This is a genomic window from Streptomyces sp. NPDC002734, from assembly GCF_040295685.1.
Taxonomy (GTDB): Bacteria; Actinomycetota; Actinomycetes; order Streptomycetales; family Streptomycetaceae; genus Streptomyces.
On record NZ_JBEOVU010000044.1, the window covers coordinates 1 to 23,443 of the forward strand.

Genomic DNA, 23,443 nt, shown 5'->3' on the forward strand with positions numbered 1-23,443 from the left:
TATTCTATTAATCTTTACTGGAGTTATGACGTGTTCAATTCCGACAGGCCCGTTACCCCGGCCGGGGTAACGGGCCCCACGTCGTTCGTTCACACCCTCGCGGGGGTTCCTGGCCCCGGCGGCGCGGGGCTCACGGCGGTCAGTCGATGGTGGGCTTCTCGAGGCGGTCGCTGCCGTTGCCCGCCGGCTTGGGCACGGAGCCGGGAGGATTGCCGTTCTGCGGGGCGAAGTTGCCGAAGGCGCCGCCGAGGCCCTTGAGGGCGTCGCCGATCTCGCTGGGGACGATCCAGAGCTTGTTGGCGTCGCCCTGGGCGATCTCCGGGAGCATCTTCAGGTACTGGTAGGCGAGGAGCTTCTGGTCCGCGTCTCCGGCGTGGATGGACTCGAAGACCGTGCGGATCGCCTGGGCCTCGCCCTCCGCGCGCAGGGCGGCGGCCTTGGCCTCACCTTCGGCGCGCAGGATCTGCGACTGCTTCTCGCCTTCCGCTCGCAGGATCTCGGACTGCCGGACACCCTCGGCCTGGAGGATCGCGGCGCGCTTGTCGCGGTCGGCGCGCATCTGCTTCTCCATCGAGTCCTGGATGGAGGTGGGCGGTTCGATCGCCTTGAGCTCGACGCGGTTGACGCGGATGCCCCACTTGCCGGTTGCCTCGTCGAGGACGCCTCGCAGGGCGGCGTTGATCTCCTCGCGGGAGGTGAGGGTGCGCTCGAGGTCCATGCCGCCGATGATGTTGCGCAGCGTGGTGACGGTGAGCTGCTCGATGGCCTGGATGTAGCTGGCCACCTCGTAGGTCGCGGCGCGGGCGTCGGTGACCTGGTAGTAGATCACCGTGTCGATGTTCACGACCAGGTTGTCCTGGGTGATGACCGGCTGCGGCGGGAAGGGCACGACCTGTTCGCGCAGGTCGATGCGGTTGCGGATGGTGTCGATGAACGGCACCACGATGTTGAGGCCCGCGTTGAGGGTGCGGGTGTAGCGGCCGAAGCGCTCGACGATCGCGGCGCTTGCCTGCGGAATGACCTGGATGGTCTTGATCAGGGCGATGAAGACCAACACCACCAGAATGACCAGGACGATGATGACCGGTTCCATCGTGGCTCCCCGAACCCCTCTCGGCCGCGTCGTGCGCGGCGGATGCCGTGACTGTCGATGATCTTCTGGCTCGAGTCTCCCAGACCCCGGTGACCTTCGGGGCGGGTTCCGGCCACTTGTCCGGACCTGCTGGGACGGACGGCCGGTGCGGCCCGCGAACTCCCGCGCTGTTCAGGGCGGTTGCGGGCCGCGGGTCGGGTCGTCACATGACGACGGCGGTGGCTCCGTCGATGTCGACGACGTCCACCTCCTCCCCCGTCTCGAAGGTGCGGCCGGGTTCCAGGGCGCGCGCCGACCAGACCTCGCCGGCGAGTTTGACGCGTCCGCCCCGGGAGTCGACCCGTTCGAGCACGACGGCCTGGCGGCCGCGCAAGGCGTCGATCCCGGTGGAGAGTTGGGGTCGTTCCTTGTTCCGGGCGGCGATGGGGCGCACCACCGCGATCAGGGCGACGGAGACGACCACGAAGGCGCCCACCTGAAGCACGATGCCGCCGCCGAGGCTCCAGGCGACCGCCGCGGCGACCGCGCCGAGGGCGAGCATCCCGAGTTCGGGCATCGCTGTGATCACCAGGGCGATGCCGAGCACCGCCGCCGCCACCAGCCACCAGACCCACGCGTCGATGTCCACAGGTGCATGGTAGGACCGCGCCCCCGTCGCGGACAGGGCGCGAACGGGGGCGTGGGAAAGGGCCTGTTGGGCGGGGCCGGCCGGAGCCCGGGCCGAGCGGCCCGGGCGGGGGTGCTAGGCGAGGGGCAGGCCGTGGGCGGTCCAGCGGTCGCCGACCTGCTCGACGACCAGGGGGAGGCCGAAGCAGTGGGAGAGGTTGCGGGAGGTGAGCTCGAGCTCGATGGGGCCGGCGGTCAGGACCTCGCCCTGGCGGATCATCAGGACGTGGGTGAAGCCGGGGGCGATCTCCTCGACGTGGTGGGTCACCATGATCATGGAGGGCGCGATCGGGTCGCGGGCCAGGCGGCCGAGGCGGCGCACCAGGTCCTCGCGGCCGCCGAGGTCGAGGCCGGCGGCGGGCTCGTCGAGGAGGAGCAGCTCGGGGTCGGTCATCAGGGCGCGGGCGATCAGGGTGCGCTTGCGCTCGCCCTCGGAGAGGGTGCCGAACTTGCGGTCGGCGTAGTCGCTCATGCCGAGGCGGTCGAGGAAGGCGACGGCGCGCTCCTTGTCGACGTCCTCGTACTCCTCCTGCCAGGCGGCGGTCATGCCGTAGGCGGCGGTGAGGACGGTCTGCAGGACCGTCTGGCGCTTGGGGAGCTTCTCCGCCATGCCGATGCCGGCCACGCCGATGCGGGGGCGCAGCTCGAAGACGTCCGTGCCGGGCCGGCCGAGGGTCTCGCCGAGGATCGTGGCGGTTCCCTTGCTCGGGTAGAGGTAGCTGGACGCGATGTTGAGCAGGGTGGTCTTGCCCGCGCCGTTGGGGCCGAGGATGACCCAGCGCTCGCCCTCCTTCACCGACCAGGAGACCCGGTCCACCAGAGCCCGGCCCTCGCGGACCACGGATACGTCCTCCAGCTCCAGAACATCGCTCATCAGCGCGCTGTCTCCCATTGCGTTCTCGGCCCGCCCCGTGGTGGCGGCGTCGGCCGGTGTGGCTGTCGTGTGCGCCGGCGGGCGCAGCCCTTTCGGAAAAATCTACGCCACCCGGTGTCCTGGGGAATCCAGTGGGACGGTCCTTAGGCTGGGCGCATGCTCACGGAACCACGTGCCGGGCGCCTGGCCGCCTGGGGAAACGCCCTTCTTGCCCATCTTGTCCCGCCTGATGACGCGGTGGCCGCGATTGTCGGGGACGACGCGCTGCACCGGGTGCGCGGGCTGCCCGGGGAGGACGGGGCGGTAGGTCTGTCGCTCGCCCTCGGGCGGCTGCGCGCGCTGGGGGCCACCGGTCTGCGGGTGGCGTTGCCCGCGCCGGGGCATCCGCTGGGGCTGAGCGGGCCGGCGGAGTTCAACGCGGCGGCGCTGGAGGCGGAGGAGGCGGTCGTCTGCCACGGGGTGGCGCTGGGGCTGGTGCCGGAGGTGCACGAGGCCGGGCCTGCGGGCGGTGCGGGGGGCGCCGAGGACGTGCACGTGGAGGTGGTCTGGCACTGCCTGCCGGTGCGGGAGGCGCCGCCGGCCGACGTTCCCTCGCTCGGCGAGGCGGAGCGGGAGCTGGCGGAGGCGCTGCGGGAGGCGACGGAGGTGCTGACGCGGCTGGACGTGGCGGCGTCGGGGCCGGTGGCCGAGGCGGCGCTGGACGCGTACCGGGCGCGGGCGGAGCGGTCGCAGGGGCAGGACGCGCTGGCGCCGGGCTATCCGCCGCGGGCGGCGCGGGTGCTGCGGCTGGCCGAGCGGGTGGGGCTGCTGGTCTCACTGGCGTACGAGAGGGGGCACGGGGGTGCGGTGAGCGCCGGAGAGATGGCGGCGCGGCGGGAGGCGCTGCGGCCGGTGGAGCGGACGGCCCGGCGGGCGATGGTCGCCGCGTACAACGCGGCGGTGGAGGAACGCCACCGGGGGTGACGTCTCGCGCCGCGGTGCGCCCGGCGGCGGGGGCGTGAGGGACACCCGCGGGCCGGGGCGCGGGCAGGACCCCCGGGTGCGTGGAGCGCCGACCCCTCACGGAACCGAGGGCAGGCGCGGCCCCGATGCCTCGTGCACCCCGTGCACCGGTCACGTCACCGCGTCCCGGCAAGCGGGCGGCCCTCTGACACGTCACATCACGAGCTCCGCCGAGGCCCATGGCCCCGTGTGGGTGGGGTGGCCGTGCGCCGCGGCGTGGGCTCGTCTCGGGAGGGCGTCGGCGCCTCTCCCCCGGTCGGCCGGTGGAGGCCGGGGTCGGCATGGCCGTGGGGTGGGCGGCTCGGAGCCGTTCCCGCCCCACGTCCGTCGCGGTGCCCGTGCCGCGGGTCGCCCGAAGGTCCGGCGGCGTCGGCGGGTGCCGGGTCAGGTGGTGTCGTGGCGGACGGCCCAGAGGGCGGCCTGGGTGCGGTCGGAGACGTCGAGTTTCATCAGGATGTTGGAGACGTGGGTCTTCACCGTCTTCTCGCTCAGATAGAGGGAGCGGGCGATCTCCCGGTTGGAGCGGCCGTCGGCGATCAGGCCGAGGACGTCCCGCTCGCGGTCGGTGAGGGTGCCGCCGCGGCCCTCACCGGAGCCGTTCTCCTGGGAGAGGAGCACCTCGGCGACCTCCGGCTGGAGGACGGTGTGGCCGGCGTGGACGGAGCGGATGGCCGCGGCGAGGGCGTCGGGGTCCACGTCCTTGTAGAGGTATCCGGTCGCGCCCGCCCGCAGCGCGGGGACCACGGTGCGGCGCTCGGTGAAGCTGGTGACCACCAGGACGCGGGCCGGGTTGCCCAGCGAGCGCAGGCGGCGCAGGGCCTCGATGCCGTCGGAGCCGGGCATCCGGATGTCCATCAGGACGACGTCGGGCCGCAGCTCCTCCGCGCGGGCGACGCCCTCCTCGCCGTCGCCGGCCTCGCCGACGACCTCGATGTCGTCCTGCACCTCGAGGAAGGTGCGCAGCCCCCGGCGGACCACCTGGTGGTCGTCGACGAGCAGGACCTTGACCGGCTCAGCCACCGGGAACCTCCATCTCGACGACGGCGCCCTTCCCGGGCGCCGAGCTGACCGTGAGCGTGCCGCCCACGCCGGTGGCGCGGTCGCGCATGGACACCAGGCCCAGGTGGCGGCCGGCCCTCAGGACGCCTTCCGGCTCGAAGCCGCGGCCGTCGTCGCTGATCCGGAGTACGGCGCGGGGGCCCTCGCGTTCCAGGACGACGTCGACGTGGCGCGGGTCGCCGTGGCGCAGCGCGTTGTGCAGGGCCTCCTGGGCGACGCGCAGCAGTGCGGCCTCCTGCGGGGCGGGGAGGGCACGCACGTCGTGGCTGGTGAAGGTGACGCGGGCGCTGTGGGCGCGGTCGAGGACCTGGACCTGGCTGCGCAGGGTGGCGACGAGTCCGTCCTCGTCGAGGGCGGCGGGGCGGAGCTCGATCACGGCGGCGCGCAGTTCCTCGGCGGCCTCGGCGGCCAGCGCCGCGACCTCCCCCATGGCGTCCCTGGCGCGGGAGGGGGCCCGGTCGACCAGGGTGGCGGCGGCCTGGGCGGTGAGGCGGAGGGAGAAGAGCTTCTGGCTGACGGCGTCGTGCAGCTCGTGGGCGAGCCGGGAGCGTTCCTCGGCGATGGTCAGCTCGCGGCTGCGTTCGTAGAGGCGTGCGTTGGTGAGGGCGATGGCCGCGTGCTGGGCGAAGAGGGAGAGGAGTTCCTCGTCCTCCTCGGTGAAGCCGCACCGGGAGGCCGGGGCGGGCGGGCCGCCGCTCTGCTGCCCCGCGCTCTCCTTGTTCGCGAGGTAGAGGGCGCCGAGGATCTCGTCGCCGTCGCGGATCGGCATGCCGAGGAAGTCGGTCATCTCCGGGTGGGCGTCGGGCCAGCCCTCGAAGCGGGGGTCGGCGCGGACGTCGTCGAGGCGCTGCGGGCCCTCGTGGAGCATGGCGGCGAGGATGCCGTGCTGGCGCGGGAGCGGGCCGATGGCCTTCCAGGTCTGCTCGTCGACGCCGTCGACCACGAAGCGGGCGAAGCCTCCGCAGTGGTCGGGCACGCCGAGGGCCGCGTAGCGGGCGCCGAGCAGTTCCCTGGCGCGGGACACGATCGTCTTGAGGACGTCCCCCACCTCCAGGCGCCGGCTCATGGCCAGCAGTGCGTCGCTGACGGCGGCCAGGCCGGCGGGTGAGCGGGGGGCGGTCCCTTGGTCCATGGCGGTCACGCTACCGGCGGGCGGGAGGGGCGGGGATCGGTCCCGGGGACCGGTTCCGGGTCGGTCGCGGGTCCCGGGCCGCCCCGCTTTTCGCTGACACAACGCATTGCGCGAGCAACTCTGCGTGAGTCGGCACGGGGTGCCGTGTGAGGCCGTCCACGAGACCCCCGTCACTTACGAAGGACGATAGGAGACAAGTGGGACATTCCTCTGCCCACTGAGCAGGCCTTACATCACCGTCTGTACCGTTTTGCCGGATACGTTCTCCTATCCGGGATCGTAGATCACATGATTGCCAGGCCATTTTGCGATCGCTAAGAATTGCTCATGTCGCTCACCGCGGCGGATTCGTCCGCAGCGAAGAGACGCCCCTCGGGTGCACTTCCGTCCGGCCAGTCCGGACAGTCCGAACCCCCGGACGCCGAGCGACCTCCGCGCAACGAATGAGGTTCCATGCCGAAGTTCAACCTTTCCGCTTATCGCACCGCCGTCACCAAGAAGCAGATGCAGAAGATCGGCATCGCCGGTGCCGGCGCCCTGAGCGCCGCGGCTCTCGCCTTCACCGTCGTTCCGGCCGACGCCGAGACGACCACCAACGAGGCCGGCCAGGCCACCTCCGTGGTCTACAGCGCCGACCAGATCAAGAACGTGAAGGCCAACGTCGCCGACCAGGCCGCGGGTGCGAGCGTGAAGGCCGAGGCCGTCGCCGCCAAGCAGGCGGAGCAGAAGGCCGAGGAGAAGAAGGCCGCCGACGAGGCCGCTGCCAAGAAGGCCGCTGCCGACCAGGCTGCCAAGGAGCGCGAGGCCAAGGAGGCCGCCAGCCGTTCCGCCGCCCGTCCGGTCGCCAAGCCGGTCGAGGCGAAGAAGGTCTACGCGAACAACCTGGACGGTTGGATCCGTGAGGCCCTCGACATCATGGACAAGAACGACATCCCGGGTTCGTACCACGGGCTGTACAAGAACATCATCCGTGAGTCCTCGGGCAACCCGAAGGCGATCAACCTCTGGGACATCAACGCCCAGAACGGCATCCCGTCCAAGGGCCTGCTGCAGGTCATCCCGCCGACCTTCGAGACGTACCACGTCAAGGGCACGCCCGACGACATCTACCACCCGGTGGCCAACATCGTGGCCGCGGCCAACTACGCCGCCGACCGCTACGGCACCATCGACAACGTCAACAGCGCGTACTGAGGCAGGCGCGGACCTCTGAGCGAGCATCGCTGACACGTTGAAAGGGCGGCACCCCCACGGGGGTGCCGCCCTTGCGTCATGTCCGGGCCCGCCTCCGCGGCGGCTCCGGCCGGGTCACTTGCGCATGACCTCCGGCTCGTGGCGGCGCAGGAAGCGCGCCACGAAGAAGCCGCAGATCACGCCGAGACCGATCAGCGCGATCATGTCCAGCGACCAGGTGCCGAGGGTGTTCTCCCACAGCGGGTCGTTGTCCGCGCCGGCCTCCGGCGGGGCGATCCGGTTGAAGTCCAGCGTGGCGCCCGCGGCCGCGACCGCCCAGCGGGACGGCATCAGGTACGAGAACTCGTTGACGCCGAGCGTGCCGTGCAGGGCGAAGAGGCAGCCCGTGAACACGACCTGGATGATCGCGAACATCACCAGCAGCGGCATGGTCTTCTCGGCGGTCTTCACCAGCGCCGAGATGATCAGGCCGAACATCATCGAGGTGAAGCCCAGACCCATGATCGGCAGCGAGAGCTCGATCAGCGTCGAGTCGCCGAGCAGCAGGCCCTCGGCGGGGATGTCGCGGCTCGCGAAGCCGATCACGCCGACCAGCAGGCCCTGGAACACGGTGATCATGCCGAGCACGAAGACCTTGGACATCAGGTACGCCGACCGGGACAGGCCGGTGGCCCGTTCCCGCTCGTAGATCACCCGCTCCTTGATCAGCTCGCGCACCGAGTTGGCGGCGCCCGCGAAGCAGGCGCCGACCGCCAGGATCAGCAGGACCGTGGTGGCGGTGCCGTTGGGCACGATCCGCCCGGTCTGCGGGTGCAGCGGGTTGGGCAGCAGGCCGCGGTCCGGGTTGATGAGCAGGCTCACCGCGCCGATGACGGCCGGCAGCAGCACCATCAGCGCCAGGAAGCCGCGGTCCGAGACGATCACCGAGGTGTAGCGGCGCACCAGGGTCACGAACTGGGAGAACCAGCTCTGCGGCTTGGGCGGCCGGATCGCCTGCGGCGGCGGCATGTGCACCGGCTGCGGGGCGACGGCGTCGATGTCCGCGGCGTACGTCTGGTAGTGCTGCGAGCCCTTCCAGCGGCCCGCCCAGTCGTAGTCGCGGTAGTTCTCGAACGCGGAGAAGACGTCGGCCCAGGTCGTGTAGCCGAAGAAGTTGAGCGCCTCGTCCGGCGGCCCGAAGTAGGCCACCGCGCCGCCGGGCGCCATCACCAGGAGCTTGTCGCAGATGGCCAGCTCGGCCACCGAGTGGGTGACCACCAGCACGGTGCGGCCGTCGTCGGCGAGGCCGCGCAGCAGCTGCATCACGTCGCGGTCCATGCCCGGGTCGAGGCCGGAGGTCGGCTCGTCCAGGAAGATCAGCGACGGCTTGGTCAGCAGCTCCAGCGCCACCGACACGCGCTTGCGCTGGCCGCCGGAGAGCGAGGTGACCTTCTTGTCCTTGTGGATGTCGAGCTTCAGCTCGCGCAGCACCTCGTCGATCCGGGCGGCGCGCTCGGCGGACGTGGTGTCCGCGGGGAAGCGCAGCTTGGCCGCGTAGCCGAGGGCCTTCTTGACGGTGAGCTCCTTGTGCAGGATGTCGTCCTGCGGCACCAGACCGATGCGCTGGCGGAGCTCGGCGAACTGCTTGTACAGGTTCCGGTTGTCGTAGAGCACGTCGCCCTGGTCGGCGGGCCGGTAGCCGGTCAGCGCCTTGAGCAGGGTGGACTTTCCGGAGCCGGAGGGGCCGATCACGGCGATCAGCGACTTCTCCGGGACGGCGAACGAGACGTCCTTGAGGATCTGCTTGCCGCCGTCGACGGTGACGGTCAGGTGGCGGGCCGAGAAGCTGACCTCGCCGGTGTCGACGAACTCCTCCAGCCGGTCGCCGACCAGGCGGAACGTCGAGTGGCCGACGCCGACGACGTCCATCGGGCCGAGCAGCCGGTTGCCGCCCTTGGGTATGGGCTGGCCGTTGACGTAGGTGCCGTTGTGCGAGCCGAGGTCGCGGATCTCGAAGCGGCCGTCGGGGGTGGCGTGGAACTCGGCGTGGTGCCGGGAGACCTGAAGGTCGGAGACGACCAGTTCGTTCTCCAGGGCGCGGCCGATGCGCATCACCCGGCCGAGGGAGAACTCGTGGAACGTGGTCGGGCTGCGCTCCGCGTAGATCGGCTGGGCGCCGCCGGGGCCGGCCTGGGGCACGGCCTGCGGGGGCACGGCGGGGCCCCCGCCCTGCTGGGGGAACGGCGCGGGCGCCTGGTGGGGCACGGGGGGCTGCTGGGGACCCCAGCCTCCGCCCTGCGCGGGCTGGGCCTGCGGGGCCTGGCCCGGGAAGAGCTGGGCGTGCGGCGCGGCCTGCGGTGCGTGGGCCTGCGGGGCCTGTGCGTGCGGCGCGTGCGCCTGGGCCTGATGGGCCGCGGGGGCGGGCGCGGCGGACGGGGTCAGCCGCGGGCCGTCGGTCGCGTTGCCGAGGTGCACCGGGGCGCCGGGTTCCAGACGTGTCTGCTGGACGCGCTGCCCCTGCACCCAGGTGCCGTTGGTGGACCCGTGGTCCTCCAGCACCCAGCCGCCGTCGGCGTGACGGACCGTCGCGTGGCGCCAGGAGACCCTGGCGTCCTCGAGCACCACGTCCCCCTGCGGGTCCCGGCCGATCGTGTAGGACCTGGACGAATCGAGCGTCCAGGTCCGTCCGTTGATTTCGAGTACGAGTTCTGGCACTCCATGCCCCACTGAGTTGTCCCCCGATTTGGCCCCCGACGCAGGGAGTCCAGGGATGTCTGACGTCCGGGGGCACTATCCCAGGCCGTGCGGGGCTATCGGAAGCCGGACCCCTGGACAGGTACGGAATCGGCACGGTTCCGGGGCGGGCCGACGGTGCGAAACCGGGTCCAACCACGCGCACGGGACGCTTCGCCCCCTCCCGCCCCCGCGGGCGGCCGGGGCTTCCCGTCCTCTCCCGGGGCGTCCGGGTGGCGGACCGGTGGGGCGGCGGGGGCGGAGGGGCGGATACGGTGGGAGGACCATGAGCGCTGCGCAGAACTCCGACGCCCCCACTCTCCTCGTCAAGATCTTCGGCAAGGACCGCCCCGGGACCACCGCCGGTCTGTTCGAGACCCTCACCGCCTACCGGGTCGACGTCGTCGACATCGAGCAGGTCGTCATCCGCGGCCGGATGGTGCTCTGCGCCCTGGTCACCCAGCCGCCCGCCGGGCAGGAGGGCGACCTGCGGGCCGCCGTCCACAGCTGGGCGGGGGCGGTGAAGATGGAGGCCGAGATCCTCTCCGGCACCGGCGACAACCGCCCCCGCGGCAGCGGCCGCTCCATCGTCACCGTGCTGGGCAACCCGCTGACCGCCGAGCAGACCGCCGCCATCGCCTCCCGGACCACCGCCGCGGGCGGCAACATCGACCGCATCTTCCGCCTGGCCAAGTACCCGGTCACCGCTGTCGAGTTCGCGGTCTCCGGCGTCGCGACGGAATTCCTGCGCACCGCGCTGGCGACCGAGGCCGCCGCGCTCGGCGTGGACATCGCCGTGGTCTCCGCGGGCCTGCACCGCCGCGCGCAGCGGCTGGTGGTGATGGACGTGGACTCCACGCTCATCCAGGACGAGGTGATCGAGCTGTTCGCGGCCCACGCCGGCTGCGAGGAGAAGGTCGCCGAGGTGACGGCGGCCGCGATGCGCGGCGAGCTGGACTTCGAGCAGTCGCTGCACGCCCGGGTCGCCCTGCTGGAGGGCCTGGACGCCTCGGTGGTGGACAAGGTACGCAGCGAGGTGCGGCTGACGCCGGGCGCGCGCACCCTGGTGCGCACCCTGAAGCGGCTGGGCTACCAGGTGGGCGTGGTGTCGGGCGGCTTCACCCAGGTCACCGACGACCTGAAGGAGCGCCTGGGCCTGGACTTCGCGCAGGCCAACACGCTGGAGATCGTTGACGGGCGGCTGACCGGCCGGGTGATCGGCGAGGTCGTCGACCGGGCGGGCAAGGCGCGGCTGCTGCGCCGGTTCGCGGCCGAGGCGGGCGTGCCGTTGGCCCAGACGGTCGCGATCGGCGACGGGGCGAACGACCTGGACATGCTGAACACGGCGGGTCTGGGCGTCGCCTTCAACGCCAAGCCGGTGGTCCGCGAGGCCGCCCACACGGCGGTGAACGTGCCCTTCCTCGACACGGTGCTGTACCTGCTGGGGATCAGCCGCGAGGAGGTCGAGGCGGCCGACGGCGGCGGCCTCGTCGAGCACTGAGGGCCGCGGCCCTCGGGAGACGTAGCGGCGCGCCGCGCCGGGCAGGTGCCCCGCGCGGCGCGCCGTCGCTCACTCGGAGGGCGCCCAGTAGTCGCTGAGCGTGCACACGCCGGGCTCCAGGGTCTTCCAGGAGCCGTTGAAGGTGAGGACCGCGTAGGCGGCCGTGGGGAAGCCGCGCCGGACCATGCGCTCCCGGGCGTCGCCCTCGGCGGAGCCGGCGAGCACCTCGGCGAGCCCGTGCATGCCCGGGTTGTGGCCGATCATGAGGACGTTGCGCACGTCGTCGGGCGTCTCGTTCAGCACCGCGACGAGCTGGCCGGGCGTCGCCTCGTAGATCCGCTCCTCGTAGACCGTGCGGGGCCGCCGGGGGAACTCGTGGACGGCGAGCTTCCACGTCTCACGGGTGCGGGCGGCGGTGGAGCACAGGGCCAGGTCGAGGGGGACGCCGGAGTCGGCGAGCTTGCGCCCGGCGACCGGGGCGTCCATGCGCCCCCGCTCGGCGAGCGGCCGTTCGTGGTCGGCGACCTCGGGCCAGTCGGCCTTGGCATGCCGGAAGAGGACGATCGTGCGGGGTTCTGCGACGCTCATGGATCCCAGCTTGGCATGAAAAAGGCGGCACGTCGCAGGGAGTTGGCAGGCGTCACCGCACCGGGTCGGAGGAGGGCCTCAGCGGCCCGCGAATTGCGCCAGCCGGGTGAACAGCTCGGCGGGGCCCGGACCCGCGGCCGGGTCGGAGACCAGCAGGAGCAGCGACACGAAGGCGAGGACCGGCAGGACCACACCCCACCAGGGCAGCCTCGTGGCCGCGCCGTCGCCCGGCGCCGGAGCGGGGCAGGAGGTCGTCGTTCGGACCGGCATGATGCCTCCGGATGCTGTAGGGCGCGTCCCGGCCCTCGTCGGGCCGTTGGCCTTCCCAGGGCCACGTCCTCGACGCTACGCACCGGGGGCCCCGCGTCACATCCGGTGATCCACCCATTCGACCCTGAGGACCGTCCCCTAGGGGAGGGTGGGGACAGCCCCACCCCCGGCCGCGCGAGGGCGACGGCGGGACCGGTCGGGGCAGGTCACGGCCACACGGGCGGCCCGGAGGCCGTGGTCGCCCGGGCAGCCCGGTCGGGGCAGCTCGGTCAGGGCGGTCCGGTCAGGGGGCGGCGATCGTGGCGATGACGCCGATGATCACCATGATGAGCAGGAACGAGCCGAGGACGAGCAGCAGCTTCTTCTGGCCGTTCTGGGGGTTCGGGTCGAGCACCATGGCCCCAGTCTCCCATCTGGGCGGAGCCCGCCTCCGACCGGGGCGTCAGCGGCTCGCGGCGGGCGCGGCGGGCGAGGGCTCCTCGCGGGGGGCGAGTTCGTCCTCGATCGTGCTGTTCCGGCCGGCCAGGACGCCGAAGAGCATCTGCGGGATCATCAGCGCGGCCATCAGCGAGAGCGGCAGGCCCCAGCCGCCGCTGTGCTGGTAGAGGACGCCGACCAGCACCGGGCCGGGGATGGAGATCAGGTAGCCCGTGCTCTGCGCGAACGCGGAGAGGCGGCCCACGCCCTCGCCGGTCCGGGCGCGCATGCCGACCATGGTGAGGGCGAGTGGGAAAGCGCAGTTGGCGATGCCCAGCAGGAGCGCCCAGAGCCAGGCTCCGGCCGCCGGGGCGATGATCAGACCGGCGTAGCCGGCGAGCCCGCTGATGCCCAGGGCGACGACCATCGGGCCCTGGTGGGGCAGCCGGGCGGCCAGCCGGGGGATGACGAAGGACAACGGGACGCCCATCACCATGCTGACGGCGAGCAGCACCCCGGCCGTCCCGGCGGAGACGCCGGCGTCGCGGAAGATCTGGGCGAGCCAGCCCATCGTGACGTAGGCGCAGGTGCCCTGGAGGCCGAAGAAGACGGCGAGGGCCCAGGCGGTGCGGCTGCGGGTGATGCTGCGCATCGGCGGGCGGGCCGCGGCGGGCGTCGCCGCACCGGCGTGGCCCCGCGCCGCGGGAACACCGCGGGTTCCGCCCGAACGACCGCGGAGGCCGGGACGGCCGGTGCCGGGACGGCCGGTGCCGGGACGGCCGGTGCCGGGACGGCCGGTGCCGGCGGCCCGGTCGCGCACCAGCGGGAGCCAGGCGAGGACGGCGGCCACGGCGAGCAGCGACCAGGCGGCCAGGCCCAGGCGCCAGTCGCCGCCGAGGGCGCCGGTCAGCGGCACGGTGAACGCGGCGGCCGAGGAGGTGCCGAGGGCCAGTGCCATCGAGTAGAGGCCGGTCATGGGCCCGACGCGGTCGGGGAACCGTTCCTTGACGATGACCGGCATCAGGATGTTGCCGACCGCGATGCCCATCAACGCCAGCGCGGTGGCGGCGAGCAGCCCGGCGGTGGAGCCCGCCCAGGGGCGGATCAGCAGTCCGGCCGCGACGGCGGCCATGCCGGCGCAGACCACCGCGGCGGCGCCGAAACGGCGGGCCAGGCGGGGCGCGGCGACACCGAAGACGGCGAAGCAGAGGGAGGGCACGGAGGTGAGCAGTCCGGCCACCGAGCCGCTCATGCCGAAGCCGTCGCGGACCTCCTCGAGCAGGGCGCCGAGGCTGGTGACGGCGGGCCGCAGGTTGAGCGCCGCCAGCACGACGGCGGCCACCAGCAGCTGGGTGCGCCAGGCCGGGACCGCGGCGGGAGCGTCGCCGCTCGGGGTGACCGGCCGCCGGGCCGGGATCTCGGTCGCCTCGCGTGAGGCAGTGCGCCCATCAGACATACGACCATCATAGAATCATGGGATGATTGGCTGTCCAGTCCGTCCGGCTCCCGGCCGGCCCGCCTCGTGCGAAGGTGTGCCATGCCTTTGACCCATCCCCGTCGCTCGGCGCTGTCCGAACAGGTCATCGCGGCCCTGCGGACGCAGATCACCTCCGGCGAGTGGCCCGTCGGCTCACGGATCCCCACCGAGCCCGAGCTGGTCGAGCAGCTGGGCGTGGCCCGCAACACCGTCCGCGAGGCGGTGCGGGCGCTCGCGCACAACGGTCTGCTGGACATCCGGCAGGGGTCGGGCACCTACGTGGTGGCCACCAGCGAGCTGGCGGGCGTGATGCACCGCCGTTTCGCTGACGCCGATCCACGGCACGTCGCCGAGCTGCGTTCCTCCCTGGAGGCGAGCGCCGCGTCGCTGGCCGCCGAGCGCCGCACCGAGCGGGACCTGCGCCAGCTGGAGGCGCTGCTGGCGCGCCGGGAGGAGGCGTGGCGGTCCGGGGAGATCGAGGCGTTCGTGACGGCCGACACGGGCTTCCACATGGCGGTGGTGGCGGCCTCCCACAACGACGTGATGACCGCGCTGTACGCGGACCTCGGCGAGGTGCTGCGGGAGTGGCTGCGCGGGGACGTCGGGGCCGCCCTCACGCCGGAGACGTACATGGACCACGCCCCGCTGGTGGAGGCGATCCGGGACGGCGACGCGCAGACGGCGGCGCGGGAGGCGGCGAGCTATCCGCTGTCCTGCCGTCCGGGGCGCGCGGACTGACCGACCGACCTGGCTGCGGAAGCGGCCGAGCGCCGAGCGGCAGGGGCGGCGGGGGCGGCCGGCGGGTTCTACGGTCGAGGCATGGCACTTTCCAAGGACGAACGTGAGGCGTTCCTGTCGGAGCCGTTGACGGCGACGCTGGGTGTGGCGGCGGGACCGGGGAGGGGGCCGCTGCTGGTGCCGCTCTGGTACGGGTACGAGCCGGGCGGACTGCCGTGGATCCTGACCGGGCGCGACTCGCGCAAGGCGGCGCTGATCGCCGAGACGGGGCGGTTCTCGCTGCTGGTGCAGCGGCTGACGCCGACGGTGCGGTACGTGTCGGTGGAGGGCCCGGTCGTCGAGTCGCTCACCGCGACGGCGGAGCACGTGCGGGAGATCGCGGGGCGGTATCTGTCCGGGGCGGCGCTAGAGGGGTACCTGGCGTCGCCGGCGGCGGTGGAGGAGTCGGTGGTGCTGCGGATCCGCCCGCAGCGGTGGACGTCGTCGGACCTCGGCTCCTGGTAGCGAGCGGTACAGTCCTGCCGGCAGGGCCGGGTCGACGTTCGACGTTCGCCGTCAGAGCGCGCGGTGGCTCACCCAGGCCGAGGTGACCTCCTTCCAGCAGCGGCCCGTGAGGTCGGCGGAGCGGGCCGGAGTGACGTCGGCGGGGGCGCCGTCGGTGTCGACGTCCCACCAGCGGGCGCACTCGACGTGGAGGCGGACGCGGTCCGTGCGGGAGTTGGGGTTGTGGCAGTGGGCGGCCACCGTCGAGCCGGTGACCTTCACGGTGCAGTCGGCGCCCGCCTCCGCGGAGGCGGGGGTCGGGGCGGCGGGGGCGAGCACGGCGAGGGCGGCGGCGGTCAGGGCCGCGGGGGTGGTGCGGCGGGGGGTCATCGCGCCTCCCGGGGGTGGAGTACGTCCCCAGGCTGCCGCGTGCGGGAGTGCGCGGCCCTTCCGGTTCCGCCGCACGGGTGACGGTTCGCCCGGGGGCCGGGGCCGGACCTTGCGGGACGCACCGTGCCGGGCGTGCGGGCGGCCTGGACCTCTCCCCGGTTCGGCGGCACGCAGGTGCGTGCGGCCCGTGGATGCCCTGCCGACCCCCTGCGGAGCGAGCCGCCCCGTCCGTACGCACCGCCCTGCGCCCGCCCTCCCCCAAGCTCTCGGCTTCGCTCGAGCAGGGGGCGCCCCCATCGCCCCCTGGGCGGCCCAGCCGCCCGCAGGGGGAACAGGCACGGCCGCCCGCCGGGGCGGGAAGCCCGGGCACCCGCGGTAGGGGCCGGCACGGCCGCCCCCCGGGTAAGGCAGACCCGGGCACCCCCGGGAGGGCGCAACCCCGGGAACGCCGCTGCCCCGCGTGGGAGGCGCGGGGCAGCGGCGGTCAGGGCACGGGGCGGTTACGCGCCGATGGCGTGGAGGCCGCCGTCGACGTGGACGATCTCGCCCGTCGTCTTCGGGAACCAGTCGCTCAGCAGCGCGACGACGCCCTTCGCGGCCGGCTCCGGGTCCGTCAGGTCCCACTCCAGCGGCGCGCGCGTGTCCCACACGGCCGCGAGGTCGCTGAAGCCGGGGATGGACTTCGCGGCCATGGAGCCGAGCGGGCCCGCGGAGACCAGGTTGGACCGCACGTTCTGCTTGCCCAGGTCACGCGCCAGGTACCGGCTCGTGGCCTCCAGCGCGGCCTTCGCCGGGCCCATCCAGTCGTACTGCGGCCAGGCGTACTGGGCGTCGAAGGTGAGGCCGACCACCGAGCCGCCGTTCTGCATCAGCGGCAGGCAGGCCATGGTCAGCGACTTCAGCGAGAACGCCGAGACGTGCATGGCCGTGGCCACCGACTCGAACGGCGTGTTGAGGAAGTTGCCGCCCAGCGCGTCCTGCGGGGCGAAGCCGATGGAGTGGACCACGCCGTCCAGCGTGCCGAGCTCCTCGGCGACCACGTCGGCCAGGCGGCCGAGGTGCTCGTCGTTGGTGACGTCCAGCTCGAGCACCTTGGTCGGCTTCGGCAGCTTCTTGGCGATCCGCTCGGTGAGCGTCGGCCGGGGGAAGGCGGTGAGGATGATCTCCGCGCCCTGCTCCTGGGCCAGCTTCGCCACGTGGAAGGCGATGGAGGACTCCAGCAGCACGCCGGTGATCAGGATCCGCTTGCCCTCGAGAATTCCGCTCATGTCGATCAGTGACCCATGCCCAATCCGCCGTCAACGGGGATGACGGCTCCAGTGATGTACGACGCCTCGTCCGAGGAGAGGAAGCGCACGACGCCGGCGATCTCCTCGACCTCCGCGTACCTCCCCAGCGGGACCCGGGTGAGGAACTCCTTGCGCGTCTCCTCGGGGAGTTCGCGCGTCATGTCGGTGTCCACGAAGCCGGGGGCGACGACGTTGAAGGTGATGTTGCGCGAGCCCAGCTCGCGGGCGAGGGAGCGCGCGAAGCCGACCAGCGCGGCCTTGGAGGCCGCGTAGTTGGCCTGGCCCGCCTGGCCCATCAGCCCGACCACGGAGGAGATCAGGACGACGCGGCCCTTGCGGGCCCGCAGCATGCCCTTGTTGGCGCGCTTGACCACGCGGAAGGTGCCGGTGAGGTTGGTGTCGATGACGGAGGTGAAGTCCTCCTCCGACATGCGCATCAGCAGCCGGTCCTTGGTGACGCCGGCGTTGGCCACCAGCACCTCGACCGGACCGTGCCGCTCCTCGACCTCCTTGTAGGCCTGCTCGACCTGCTCGGAGTCGGTGATGTCGCAGCGGACGGCGAGGCAGCCGAGGTCGGCGAGCTCGGCCGGCGGCTCGCCGGAGCGGTAGGTGTACGCGACCTTGTCGCCGGCCTGGGCGAACGCGCGGGCGATGGCGAGGCCGATGCCCCTGTTGCCTCCGGTGACGAGAACCGAGCGGCTCATCCGTCCCCCTTCGTGCTTCCTTAGGTCTCCCCGCCCGGCCGCGCTCGCGCGCCGACCGGCGGCTTCCCCGAAAACCTATCGGTCCGCCCGCCGTCCGGGGCCTTCGGGCACGAACAGCAGCGCACCCCCGCCCGCTGTGGGATCCCTACAGTCGGCCGCCACGGCCCACCGCCGTCCCGGGCCCGGAACGTGCGCCGGGGCCGACGCCGCGCGGACCCCCGTTGTGGCGGCCCGCCAGCCACGGCCCCGTCGCCTCAGTGCCCCGGCGCGGGCAGGCAGCCGCCGTCGAGGATCATGCCGGTGACCTCCGACGTCACCTCGCCGGCCTGATCCACCGTGGCCTTGGTGCAGACCGGCCCCCGGGCCACGGACACCACGGTGTTCCGCAGGGGGCGAAGGCGCCCCACCCGCATGTCGACCGCACCGGCTTCGACGTCGAGCTCCTCGGCCACGGCCTCCCGGAGGGCGGCCTCGTCGGTCGCGGGCCCGTCGCCCGCGATCCGGGCCAGCAGCCGGGCGAGGGCCTGGGCCCCCGGCTCCCCTGCGGCCCGTTGCTCGGCGGTGATCTCCCTCTCCTCGCGGTAGCGGTGGTTCTCGGCGAGCCGCCGGTTCCATTCCTCCCCCATGTCACCGGGTTCCGGCGCGTCCTGCGCCACGCAGCCGGCCAGCGGCGGCACCGAGGCGCCCGTCGGGTCGTCGACGGCGGGCGAGCAGGTGCTCGCGGCGTCGGCAGCCCTCTCCCTCGGATCGGTGAGCACCGAACCGCAGGCGGCCAGAAGGGGGATGAGCACCAGCAGCGGAAGCCTGTTCCTCAACATGCCCCGGATGATGTCCCCTTGGCGGGTGACCGGGCGAACCGGCCCGTGTTCGCCCCGGACAAACACGCGCGCACGGGCCCTCCCGCCGTGGTTCACTGCCCTGTTGTCAGCGCAGTGACCGCCTGAAGGGATGCCCTCCGTGCCCCATGAAATCGATCCGTCGTTCCTGGCACTGCCGTTGAGGGCCCTGGCCGACGCCGCGCTGGCGCGGGCCAGGGCGCTGGGTTCGGAGCACGCCGACTTCCGGTTCGAGCGCGTGCGCAGCGCGTCCTGGCGGCTGCGGGACGCCCGGCCGGCCGGGTCCTCGGACACCACCGACCTGGGGTACGCGGTCCGCGTGGTGCACGGCGGCGCGTGGGGCTTCGCCTCCGGCGTGGACCTCACCATGGACGCCGCCGCCAAGGTCGCCTCGCAGGCGGTGGCGATGGCGAAGCTCACCGCGAAGGTGATCGCGGCGGCCGGGTCGGACGAGCGGGTGGAGCTGGCGGACGAGCCGGTGCACGCCGAGCGGACCTGGGTCTCCGCGTACGAGATCGACCCGTTCGAGGTTCCGGACGAGGAGAAGTCGGGGCTGCTGGCCGACTGGAGCGCGCGGTTGCTCGCCGCGGACGGCGTCGACCATGTGGACGCCTCGCTGCGCACCGTCCACGAGAACAAGTTCTACGCCGACACCGCCGGCACGGTCACCACCCAGCAGCGCGTCCGCCTCCAGTCGCAGTTCAACGCGGTCTCGGTGGACGAGTCGACCGGGGAGTTCGACTCGATGCGCACCCTCGCCCCGCCGGTGGGGCGCGGCTGGGAGTACCTGACCGGCACCGGCTGGGACTGGGACCGGGAGCTCGACGAGATCCCGGAGCTGCTGCGGGAGAAGATGCGCGCCCCCAGCGTGAAGGCCGGGGTGTACGACCTGGTGGTCGACCCGTCGAACCTGTGGCTGACCATCCACGAGTCGGTCGGCCACGCCACCGAGCTGGACCGCGCGCTGGGCTACGAGGCCGCGTACGCGGGCACCTCCTTCGCCACCTTCGACCAGCTCGGCAAGCTGCGGTACGGCTCCGAGAAGATGAACGTGACCGGCGACCGCACCGCCGAGCACGGCCTGGCGACCATCGGCTACGACGACGAGGGCGTGGCCGGCCAGTCCTGGGACCTGGTGAAGGACGGCGTGCTCACCGGCTACCAGCTGGACCGCCGGATGGCGCGGCTGACCGGGTTCCAGCGGTCCAACGGCTGCGCGTTCGCCGACTCCCCGTCGCGGGTGCCGGTCCAGCGGATGGCCAACGTGTCGCTGCTGCCCGACCCGGCGGGGATGTCCACCGAGGACCTGATCGGCAGCGTCGACAACGGCGTCTACGTGGTGGGCGACCGGTCGTGGTCCATCGACATGCAGCGCTACAACTTCCAGTTCACCGGGCAGCGCGCCTACCGGATCAAGGACGGGCGGCTCGACGGGCAGGTGCGGGACTTCGCCTACCAGGGCATCACCCCGCAGTTCTGGGGCTCCATGGAGGCGGTCGGCGGCCCGCAGACCTACGTGCTGGGCGGCGCGTTCAACTGCGGCAAGGCCCAGCCGGGGCAGATCGCCGCCGTCTCGCACGGCTGCCCGTCCGCCCTGTTCCGCGGCGTCAACATCCTCAACACCACGCAGGAGGCCGGTCGATGAGCCCGCGTACCAACAAGCCGCACGAGATCGTCGAGCGCGCCCTGGAGCTGTCGCAGGCCGACGGCTGCGTCGTGATCGCGGCGGAGACCTCGAGCGCCAACCTCCGCTGGGCGGGGAACGCGCTCACCACCAACGGCGTCACCCGGGGCCGGCACCTCACCGTGATCGCCACGGTGGACGGCAAGGAGGGGACCGCGGCGGGCGTGGTGAGCCGCGGCGCGGTCACCGCCGACGACCTGGAGCCGCTGGTGCGGGCCGCCGAGGCCGCCGCCCGCGGGGCCGCCCCCGCGGAGGACGCGACCGAGCTGGTCCGCGACATGCCGCACTCCCCCGGCTTCACCGAGGCGCCCACCGAGACCTCCTCGGCGGTGTTCGACGCCTTCGCCCCCGCGCTGGGCGAGGCGTTCGCGCGCGCCCGGGACGGCGGGCGCGAGCTGTACGGCTTCGCCAACCACGAGATGGTCACCAGCTACCTCGGCACGTCCACCGGGCTGCGGCTGCGCCACGACCAGCCCAACGGGACGCTGGAGGTCAACGCCAAGTCCCCCGACCGGCTCCGCTCGGCCTGGGCGGGCCGCTCCACCCGGGACTTCACCGACGTGGACCCCGCGGCGCTGGACGCGGAGCTGGCCCAGCGGCTGGTGTGGGCCGAGCGGCAGGTCGACCTGCCCGCCGGGCGTTACGAGACGCTGCTGCCGCCCTCCGCGGTGGCGGACCTGCTGGTCTACCAGCTGTGGTCGTCCTCGGCGCGGGACGCCGCCGAGGGGCGGACGGTGTTCAGCAAGCCGGGCGGCGGGACCCGGGTCGGCGAGAAGCTGACGAACCTGCCGCTGACCCTGCGCAGCGACCCGCGGGAGCCGGGCCTGGAGTGCGCCCCGTTCGTCCTGGCGCACTCCTCGGGGGACGACGCCTCGGTCTTCGACAACGGGCTGCCGGTGTCGGCGACGGAGTGGGTCTCCGACGGCGAGCTGCGCCACCTCACGTCCACCCGGCACAGCGCGGCGCTCACCGGCATGCCGGTGACGCCGTCCATCGGCAACCTGGTGCTCGAGGGCGGCGAGGACCGCTCGCTGGAGGAGATGGTGGCGTCCACGCAGCGAGGGCTGCTGCTGACCTGCCTCTGGTACATCCGGGAGGTCGACCCGGCGACGCTGCTGCTGACCGGGCTCACCCGTGACGGCGTCTACCTGGTGGAGAACGGGGAGGTCACCGGGGCGGTGAACAACTTCCGGTTCAACGAGTCGCCGGTGGACGTGCTGGGGCGGGCGGTCGAGGCGGGGCGGACGGAGCGCACGCTGCCGCGCGAGTGGAGCGACTGGTTCACGCGGGCCGCGATGCCGGCGCTGCGGGTGCCGGACTTCAACATGAGCTCGGTGAGCCAGGGCGTCTGAGCGGAGCCGGGCGGTGGGGGCCGGGCCGCGGGGCCGCCCGGAAAGGGGCTGCGTCCCCCACCGCCCGGGGCGTATAACCTCGTAGAGACTGCCGGGACGGCGGTCGAAGATCGTTTCGAGGAGACACGAGAACCGTGACGGACATCGTCGACGACCTGAAGTGGCGCGGGCTGTTCGCCCAGTCCACCGACGAGGACGCCCTGCGCAAGGCTCTGGCGAACGGTCCTGTCACCTTCTATTGCGGCTTCGACCCGACGGCCCCCTCGCTCCACGTCGGCCACCTGGTGCAGGTGCTCACGATGCGCCGGCTCCAGCAGGCCGGCCACCGCCCGCTCGCCCTGGTGGGCGGCGCGACGGGGCAGATCGGCGACCCCCGGCCGACGGCCGAGCGCACGCTGAACCCGCCGGAGACGGTCGCCGCCTGGGTGGACCGGCTGCGGGGGCAGATCGAGCCGTTCCTCTCCTTCGAGGGCGACAACGCGGCCACCATGGTCAACAACCTGGACTGGACCGCCGGCCTGTCGGCGATCGAGTTCCTGCGGGACGTCGGCAAGCACTTCCGCGTCAACAAGATGCTGACCAAGGACTCGGTGGCCCGTCGCCTGGAGTCGCAGGAGGGCATCAGCTACACCGAGTTCAGCTACCAGCTGCTCCAGGGCATGGACTTCCTCGAGCTGTACCGCCGCCACGGCTGCACGCTGCAGCAGGGCGGCAGCGACCAGTGGGGCAACCTCACGGCGGGTATGGACCTGATCCACCGCCTGGAGCCCGAGGCCCACGTCCACTGCCTGGCGACGCCGCTGATGGTGAAGGCGGACGGCACCAAGTTCGGCAAGACCGAGGGCGGCGCCGTCTGGCTGGACCCGGAGATGACCACGCCGTACGCGTTCTACCAGTTCTGGCTGAACACGGACGACCGGGACGTCACCCGGTACCTGCGCATCCTGTCCTTCCGCTCCCGCGTGGAGCTGGAGGAGCTGGAGCGGCAGACCGAGGAGCGCCCGCAGGCCCGTGCCGCCCAGCGTGCGCTGGCCGAGGAGCTGACCACCCTGGTGCACGGCGCGGACCAGACCGCCGCCGTGATGAACGCCTCCCGGGCGCTGTTCGGCCAGGGCGAGCTGGCGGAGCTGGACGAGCGGACGCTGACCGCGGCGCTGTCCGAGGTCCCGCACGTGCGGGTGGCCGAGCTCGGCCCGGTGGTGGACCTGTTCGCCGAGGTCGGCCTGGTGGCCAGCAAGTCGGCGGCGCGGCGGACGGTGAAGGAGGGCGGCGCCTACGTGAACAACGTCAAGGTGACCGCCGAGGATGCCGTGCCGGCCTCCGGGGACCTGCTGCACGGCCGCTGGCTGGTGCTGCGCCGGGGCAAGAAGAACCTGGCGGCGGTCGAGGTCACCGGGGCCTGAGGTCCCGGGGCCTGGCGGGCCGCCGCACGCGACCGGCGGGCCGGGAAGGGCGCAGAGCCCTTCCCGGCCCGCCGTCGTGCGTGGTCGGGCGTGTGCGGTCGGGTGTGCGCGGGAGCCGCATGAGGCGGGGCCTCAGGCGACGGTGCGGGTCGAGGTCGTCCCGTGCCTCTTGGACATGATCGCCCTCCACACCGCGGCTCCGGCCGCCACCAGGACGATCGCCGCCACCAGCTGCAGGATGTGGCGGCCCCAGTCGATGCCCGGCGTCGCGGCGATGCCGAGACCGCGCGCGATCGCGTTGCCGGCGATCGCGCCGCCGATACCGAGCAGGGTCGTCAGCCACAACGGAATGTTCTGCTTGCCCGGCAGGATCGCCTTGGCCAGCAGGCCGAGCACGAAACCGATGATGATCGCCCACAACCAGCCCATGGATGCCTCCTCGTACGGATCGACGTGAGCATTACGCCCAGTCTCCGCCTGTCCCCCGTACGGCGCATGTCGGACAAGTCCGTACCCACCACGGCGCAGCTCGGCCCCCTCCCCGGACGGCCCCGGTCTCCACGGCCGGGGCCCCTGGGC

23 protein-coding genes are annotated in these 23,443 nt (G+C 72.9%); 8 read left to right on the forward strand and 15 right to left on the reverse strand.

Going from position 1 to position 23,443, the window contains the following annotated elements:
* Window positions 1-139: 139 nt before the first annotated feature.
* The 3 genes from ABT026_RS28890 to ABT026_RS28900 form a co-directional block, all read right to left on the reverse strand.
* A complete protein-coding gene (locus ABT026_RS28890; RefSeq protein WP_351118125.1) occupies window positions 140-1,093 on the reverse strand; it encodes an SPFH domain-containing protein in 954 nt (317 codons plus the stop codon).
* 202 nt (window positions 1,094-1,295) lie between these two features.
* Window positions 1,296-1,721 carry an NfeD family protein gene (locus ABT026_RS28895; protein WP_351118126.1) on the reverse strand — a complete coding sequence of 142 codons (426 nt, stop codon included), beginning with the start codon at window positions 1,719-1,721 and terminating at the stop codon, window positions 1,296-1,298.
* 114 nt (window positions 1,722-1,835) lie between these two features.
* Window positions 1,836-2,633, reverse strand: a complete 798-nt coding sequence (locus ABT026_RS28900; protein WP_351118127.1) for an ABC transporter ATP-binding protein — start codon at window positions 2,631-2,633, stop codon at window positions 1,836-1,838.
* Window positions 2,634-2,789: 156 nt separating this feature from the next.
* Between ABT026_RS28900 and ABT026_RS28905 the strand changes: the two genes are divergently transcribed.
* The gene (locus tag ABT026_RS28905) at window positions 2,790-3,596 is read left to right on the forward strand and encodes an Rv1486c family protein (RefSeq protein ID WP_351118128.1); all 807 of its coding nucleotides are present in this window, start codon (window positions 2,790-2,792) and stop codon (window positions 3,594-3,596) included.
* Window positions 3,597-4,019: 423 nt separating this feature from the next.
* Here the strand turns inward: ABT026_RS28905 and ABT026_RS28910 are convergent, their stop codons facing one another.
* Complete coding sequence (locus ABT026_RS28910) at window positions 4,020-4,655, reverse strand: response regulator (RefSeq protein ID WP_351118129.1); 636 nt, start codon at window positions 4,653-4,655, stop codon at window positions 4,020-4,022.
* Window positions 4,648-5,826, reverse strand: a complete 1,179-nt coding sequence (locus tag ABT026_RS28915; protein ID WP_351118130.1) for a GAF domain-containing sensor histidine kinase — start codon at window positions 5,824-5,826, stop codon at window positions 4,648-4,650. Before ABT026_RS28915 ends, ABT026_RS28910 begins: the two co-directional genes overlap by 8 nt.
* A 453-nt stretch (window positions 5,827-6,279) precedes the next feature.
* On the opposite strand from ABT026_RS28915, the gene ABT026_RS28920 reads away from it, so the two are divergent.
* Window positions 6,280-7,020 carry a transglycosylase SLT domain-containing protein gene (locus tag ABT026_RS28920; protein WP_351118131.1) on the forward strand — a complete coding sequence of 247 codons (741 nt, stop codon included), beginning with the start codon at window positions 6,280-6,282 and terminating at the stop codon, window positions 7,018-7,020.
* A 114-nt stretch (window positions 7,021-7,134) separates the two neighbouring features.
* Here ABT026_RS28920 and ABT026_RS28925 read toward each other — a convergent pair whose 3' ends face one another.
* Entirely contained in the window at window positions 7,135-9,714 is a 2,580-nt protein-coding gene (locus ABT026_RS28925) for an FHA domain-containing protein (protein WP_351118132.1), read from the reverse strand.
* A 304-nt stretch (window positions 9,715-10,018) separates the two neighbouring features.
* Between ABT026_RS28925 and serB the strand changes: the two genes are divergently transcribed.
* Complete coding sequence (serB, locus tag ABT026_RS28930; RefSeq protein ID WP_351118133.1) at window positions 10,019-11,233, forward strand: phosphoserine phosphatase SerB; 1,215 nt, start codon at window positions 10,019-10,021, stop codon at window positions 11,231-11,233.
* 69 nt (window positions 11,234-11,302) lie between these two features.
* On the opposite strand, the gene ABT026_RS28935 is transcribed toward serB, so the two are convergent.
* The 4 genes from ABT026_RS28935 to ABT026_RS28950 form a co-directional block, all read right to left on the reverse strand.
* Entirely contained in the window at window positions 11,303-11,821 is a 519-nt protein-coding gene (locus ABT026_RS28935; protein ID WP_351118134.1) for a SixA phosphatase family protein, read from the reverse strand.
* 78 nt (window positions 11,822-11,899) lie between these two features.
* The gene (locus ABT026_RS28940) at window positions 11,900-12,091 is read right to left on the reverse strand and encodes a hypothetical protein (protein WP_351118135.1); all 192 of its coding nucleotides are present in this window, start codon (window positions 12,089-12,091) and stop codon (window positions 11,900-11,902) included.
* A 283-nt stretch (window positions 12,092-12,374) separates the two neighbouring features.
* Window positions 12,375-12,488, reverse strand: coding sequence for an SGM_5486 family transporter-associated protein (locus ABT026_RS28945; protein ID WP_290429745.1), 114 nt, complete (start codon window positions 12,486-12,488; stop codon window positions 12,375-12,377).
* Window positions 12,489-12,533: 45 nt separating this feature from the next.
* Window positions 12,534-13,964 carry a CynX/NimT family MFS transporter gene (locus ABT026_RS28950; protein WP_351118136.1) on the reverse strand — a complete coding sequence of 477 codons (1,431 nt, stop codon included), beginning with the start codon at window positions 13,962-13,964 and terminating at the stop codon, window positions 12,534-12,536.
* A gap of 81 nt (window positions 13,965-14,045) precedes the next feature.
* On the opposite strand from ABT026_RS28950, the gene ABT026_RS28955 reads away from it, so the two are divergent.
* A complete protein-coding gene (locus ABT026_RS28955) occupies window positions 14,046-14,723 on the forward strand; it encodes a FadR/GntR family transcriptional regulator (protein ID WP_351118137.1) in 678 nt (225 codons plus the stop codon).
* Window positions 14,724-14,804: 81 nt separating this feature from the next.
* On the forward strand, window positions 14,805-15,227 hold the full coding sequence (locus ABT026_RS28960; protein ID WP_351118138.1) for a pyridoxamine 5'-phosphate oxidase family protein: 423 nt from the start codon (window positions 14,805-14,807) through the stop codon (window positions 15,225-15,227).
* A 51-nt stretch (window positions 15,228-15,278) separates the two neighbouring features.
* On the opposite strand, the gene ABT026_RS28965 is transcribed toward ABT026_RS28960, so the two are convergent.
* From ABT026_RS28965 to ABT026_RS28980, 4 genes are all read right to left on the reverse strand, one after another.
* On the reverse strand, window positions 15,279-15,596 hold the full coding sequence (locus ABT026_RS28965) for a hypothetical protein (RefSeq protein WP_351118139.1): 318 nt from the start codon (window positions 15,594-15,596) through the stop codon (window positions 15,279-15,281).
* 500 nt (window positions 15,597-16,096) lie between these two features.
* Window positions 16,097-16,864, reverse strand: a complete 768-nt coding sequence (fabI, locus tag ABT026_RS28970; protein ID WP_351118140.1) for an enoyl-ACP reductase FabI — start codon at window positions 16,862-16,864, stop codon at window positions 16,097-16,099.
* A gap of 5 nt (window positions 16,865-16,869) precedes the next feature.
* A complete protein-coding gene (fabG, locus tag ABT026_RS28975; protein ID WP_351118141.1) occupies window positions 16,870-17,589 on the reverse strand; it encodes a 3-oxoacyl-[acyl-carrier-protein] reductase in 720 nt (239 codons plus the stop codon).
* Between the two features lie 254 nt (window positions 17,590-17,843).
* Window positions 17,844-18,407 carry a hypothetical protein gene (locus ABT026_RS28980; protein ID WP_351118142.1) on the reverse strand — a complete coding sequence of 188 codons (564 nt, stop codon included), beginning with the start codon at window positions 18,405-18,407 and terminating at the stop codon, window positions 17,844-17,846.
* 139 nt (window positions 18,408-18,546) lie between these two features.
* Here ABT026_RS28980 and ABT026_RS28985 point away from each other — a divergent pair, with 139 nt between their 5' ends.
* From ABT026_RS28985 to tyrS, 3 genes are all read left to right on the forward strand, one after another.
* Window positions 18,547-20,070: a TldD/PmbA family protein gene (locus ABT026_RS28985; RefSeq protein WP_351118143.1), complete on the forward strand. Its 1,524-nt coding sequence runs from the start codon at window positions 18,547-18,549 to the stop codon at window positions 20,068-20,070.
* On the forward strand, window positions 20,067-21,461 hold the full coding sequence (locus tag ABT026_RS28990) for a metallopeptidase TldD-related protein (RefSeq protein WP_351118144.1): 1,395 nt from the start codon (window positions 20,067-20,069) through the stop codon (window positions 21,459-21,461). The genes ABT026_RS28985 and ABT026_RS28990 overlap by 4 nt, the downstream gene beginning before the upstream one ends.
* Window positions 21,462-21,595: 134 nt before the next feature.
* The gene (gene tyrS, locus ABT026_RS28995) at window positions 21,596-22,864 is read left to right on the forward strand and encodes a tyrosine--tRNA ligase (RefSeq protein ID WP_351118145.1); all 1,269 of its coding nucleotides are present in this window, start codon (window positions 21,596-21,598) and stop codon (window positions 22,862-22,864) included.
* A 132-nt stretch (window positions 22,865-22,996) separates the two neighbouring features.
* Here tyrS and ABT026_RS29000 read toward each other — a convergent pair whose 3' ends face one another.
* Complete coding sequence (locus ABT026_RS29000; protein WP_351118146.1) at window positions 22,997-23,293, reverse strand: GlsB/YeaQ/YmgE family stress response membrane protein; 297 nt, start codon at window positions 23,291-23,293, stop codon at window positions 22,997-22,999.
* Window positions 23,294-23,443 lie beyond the last annotated feature (150 nt).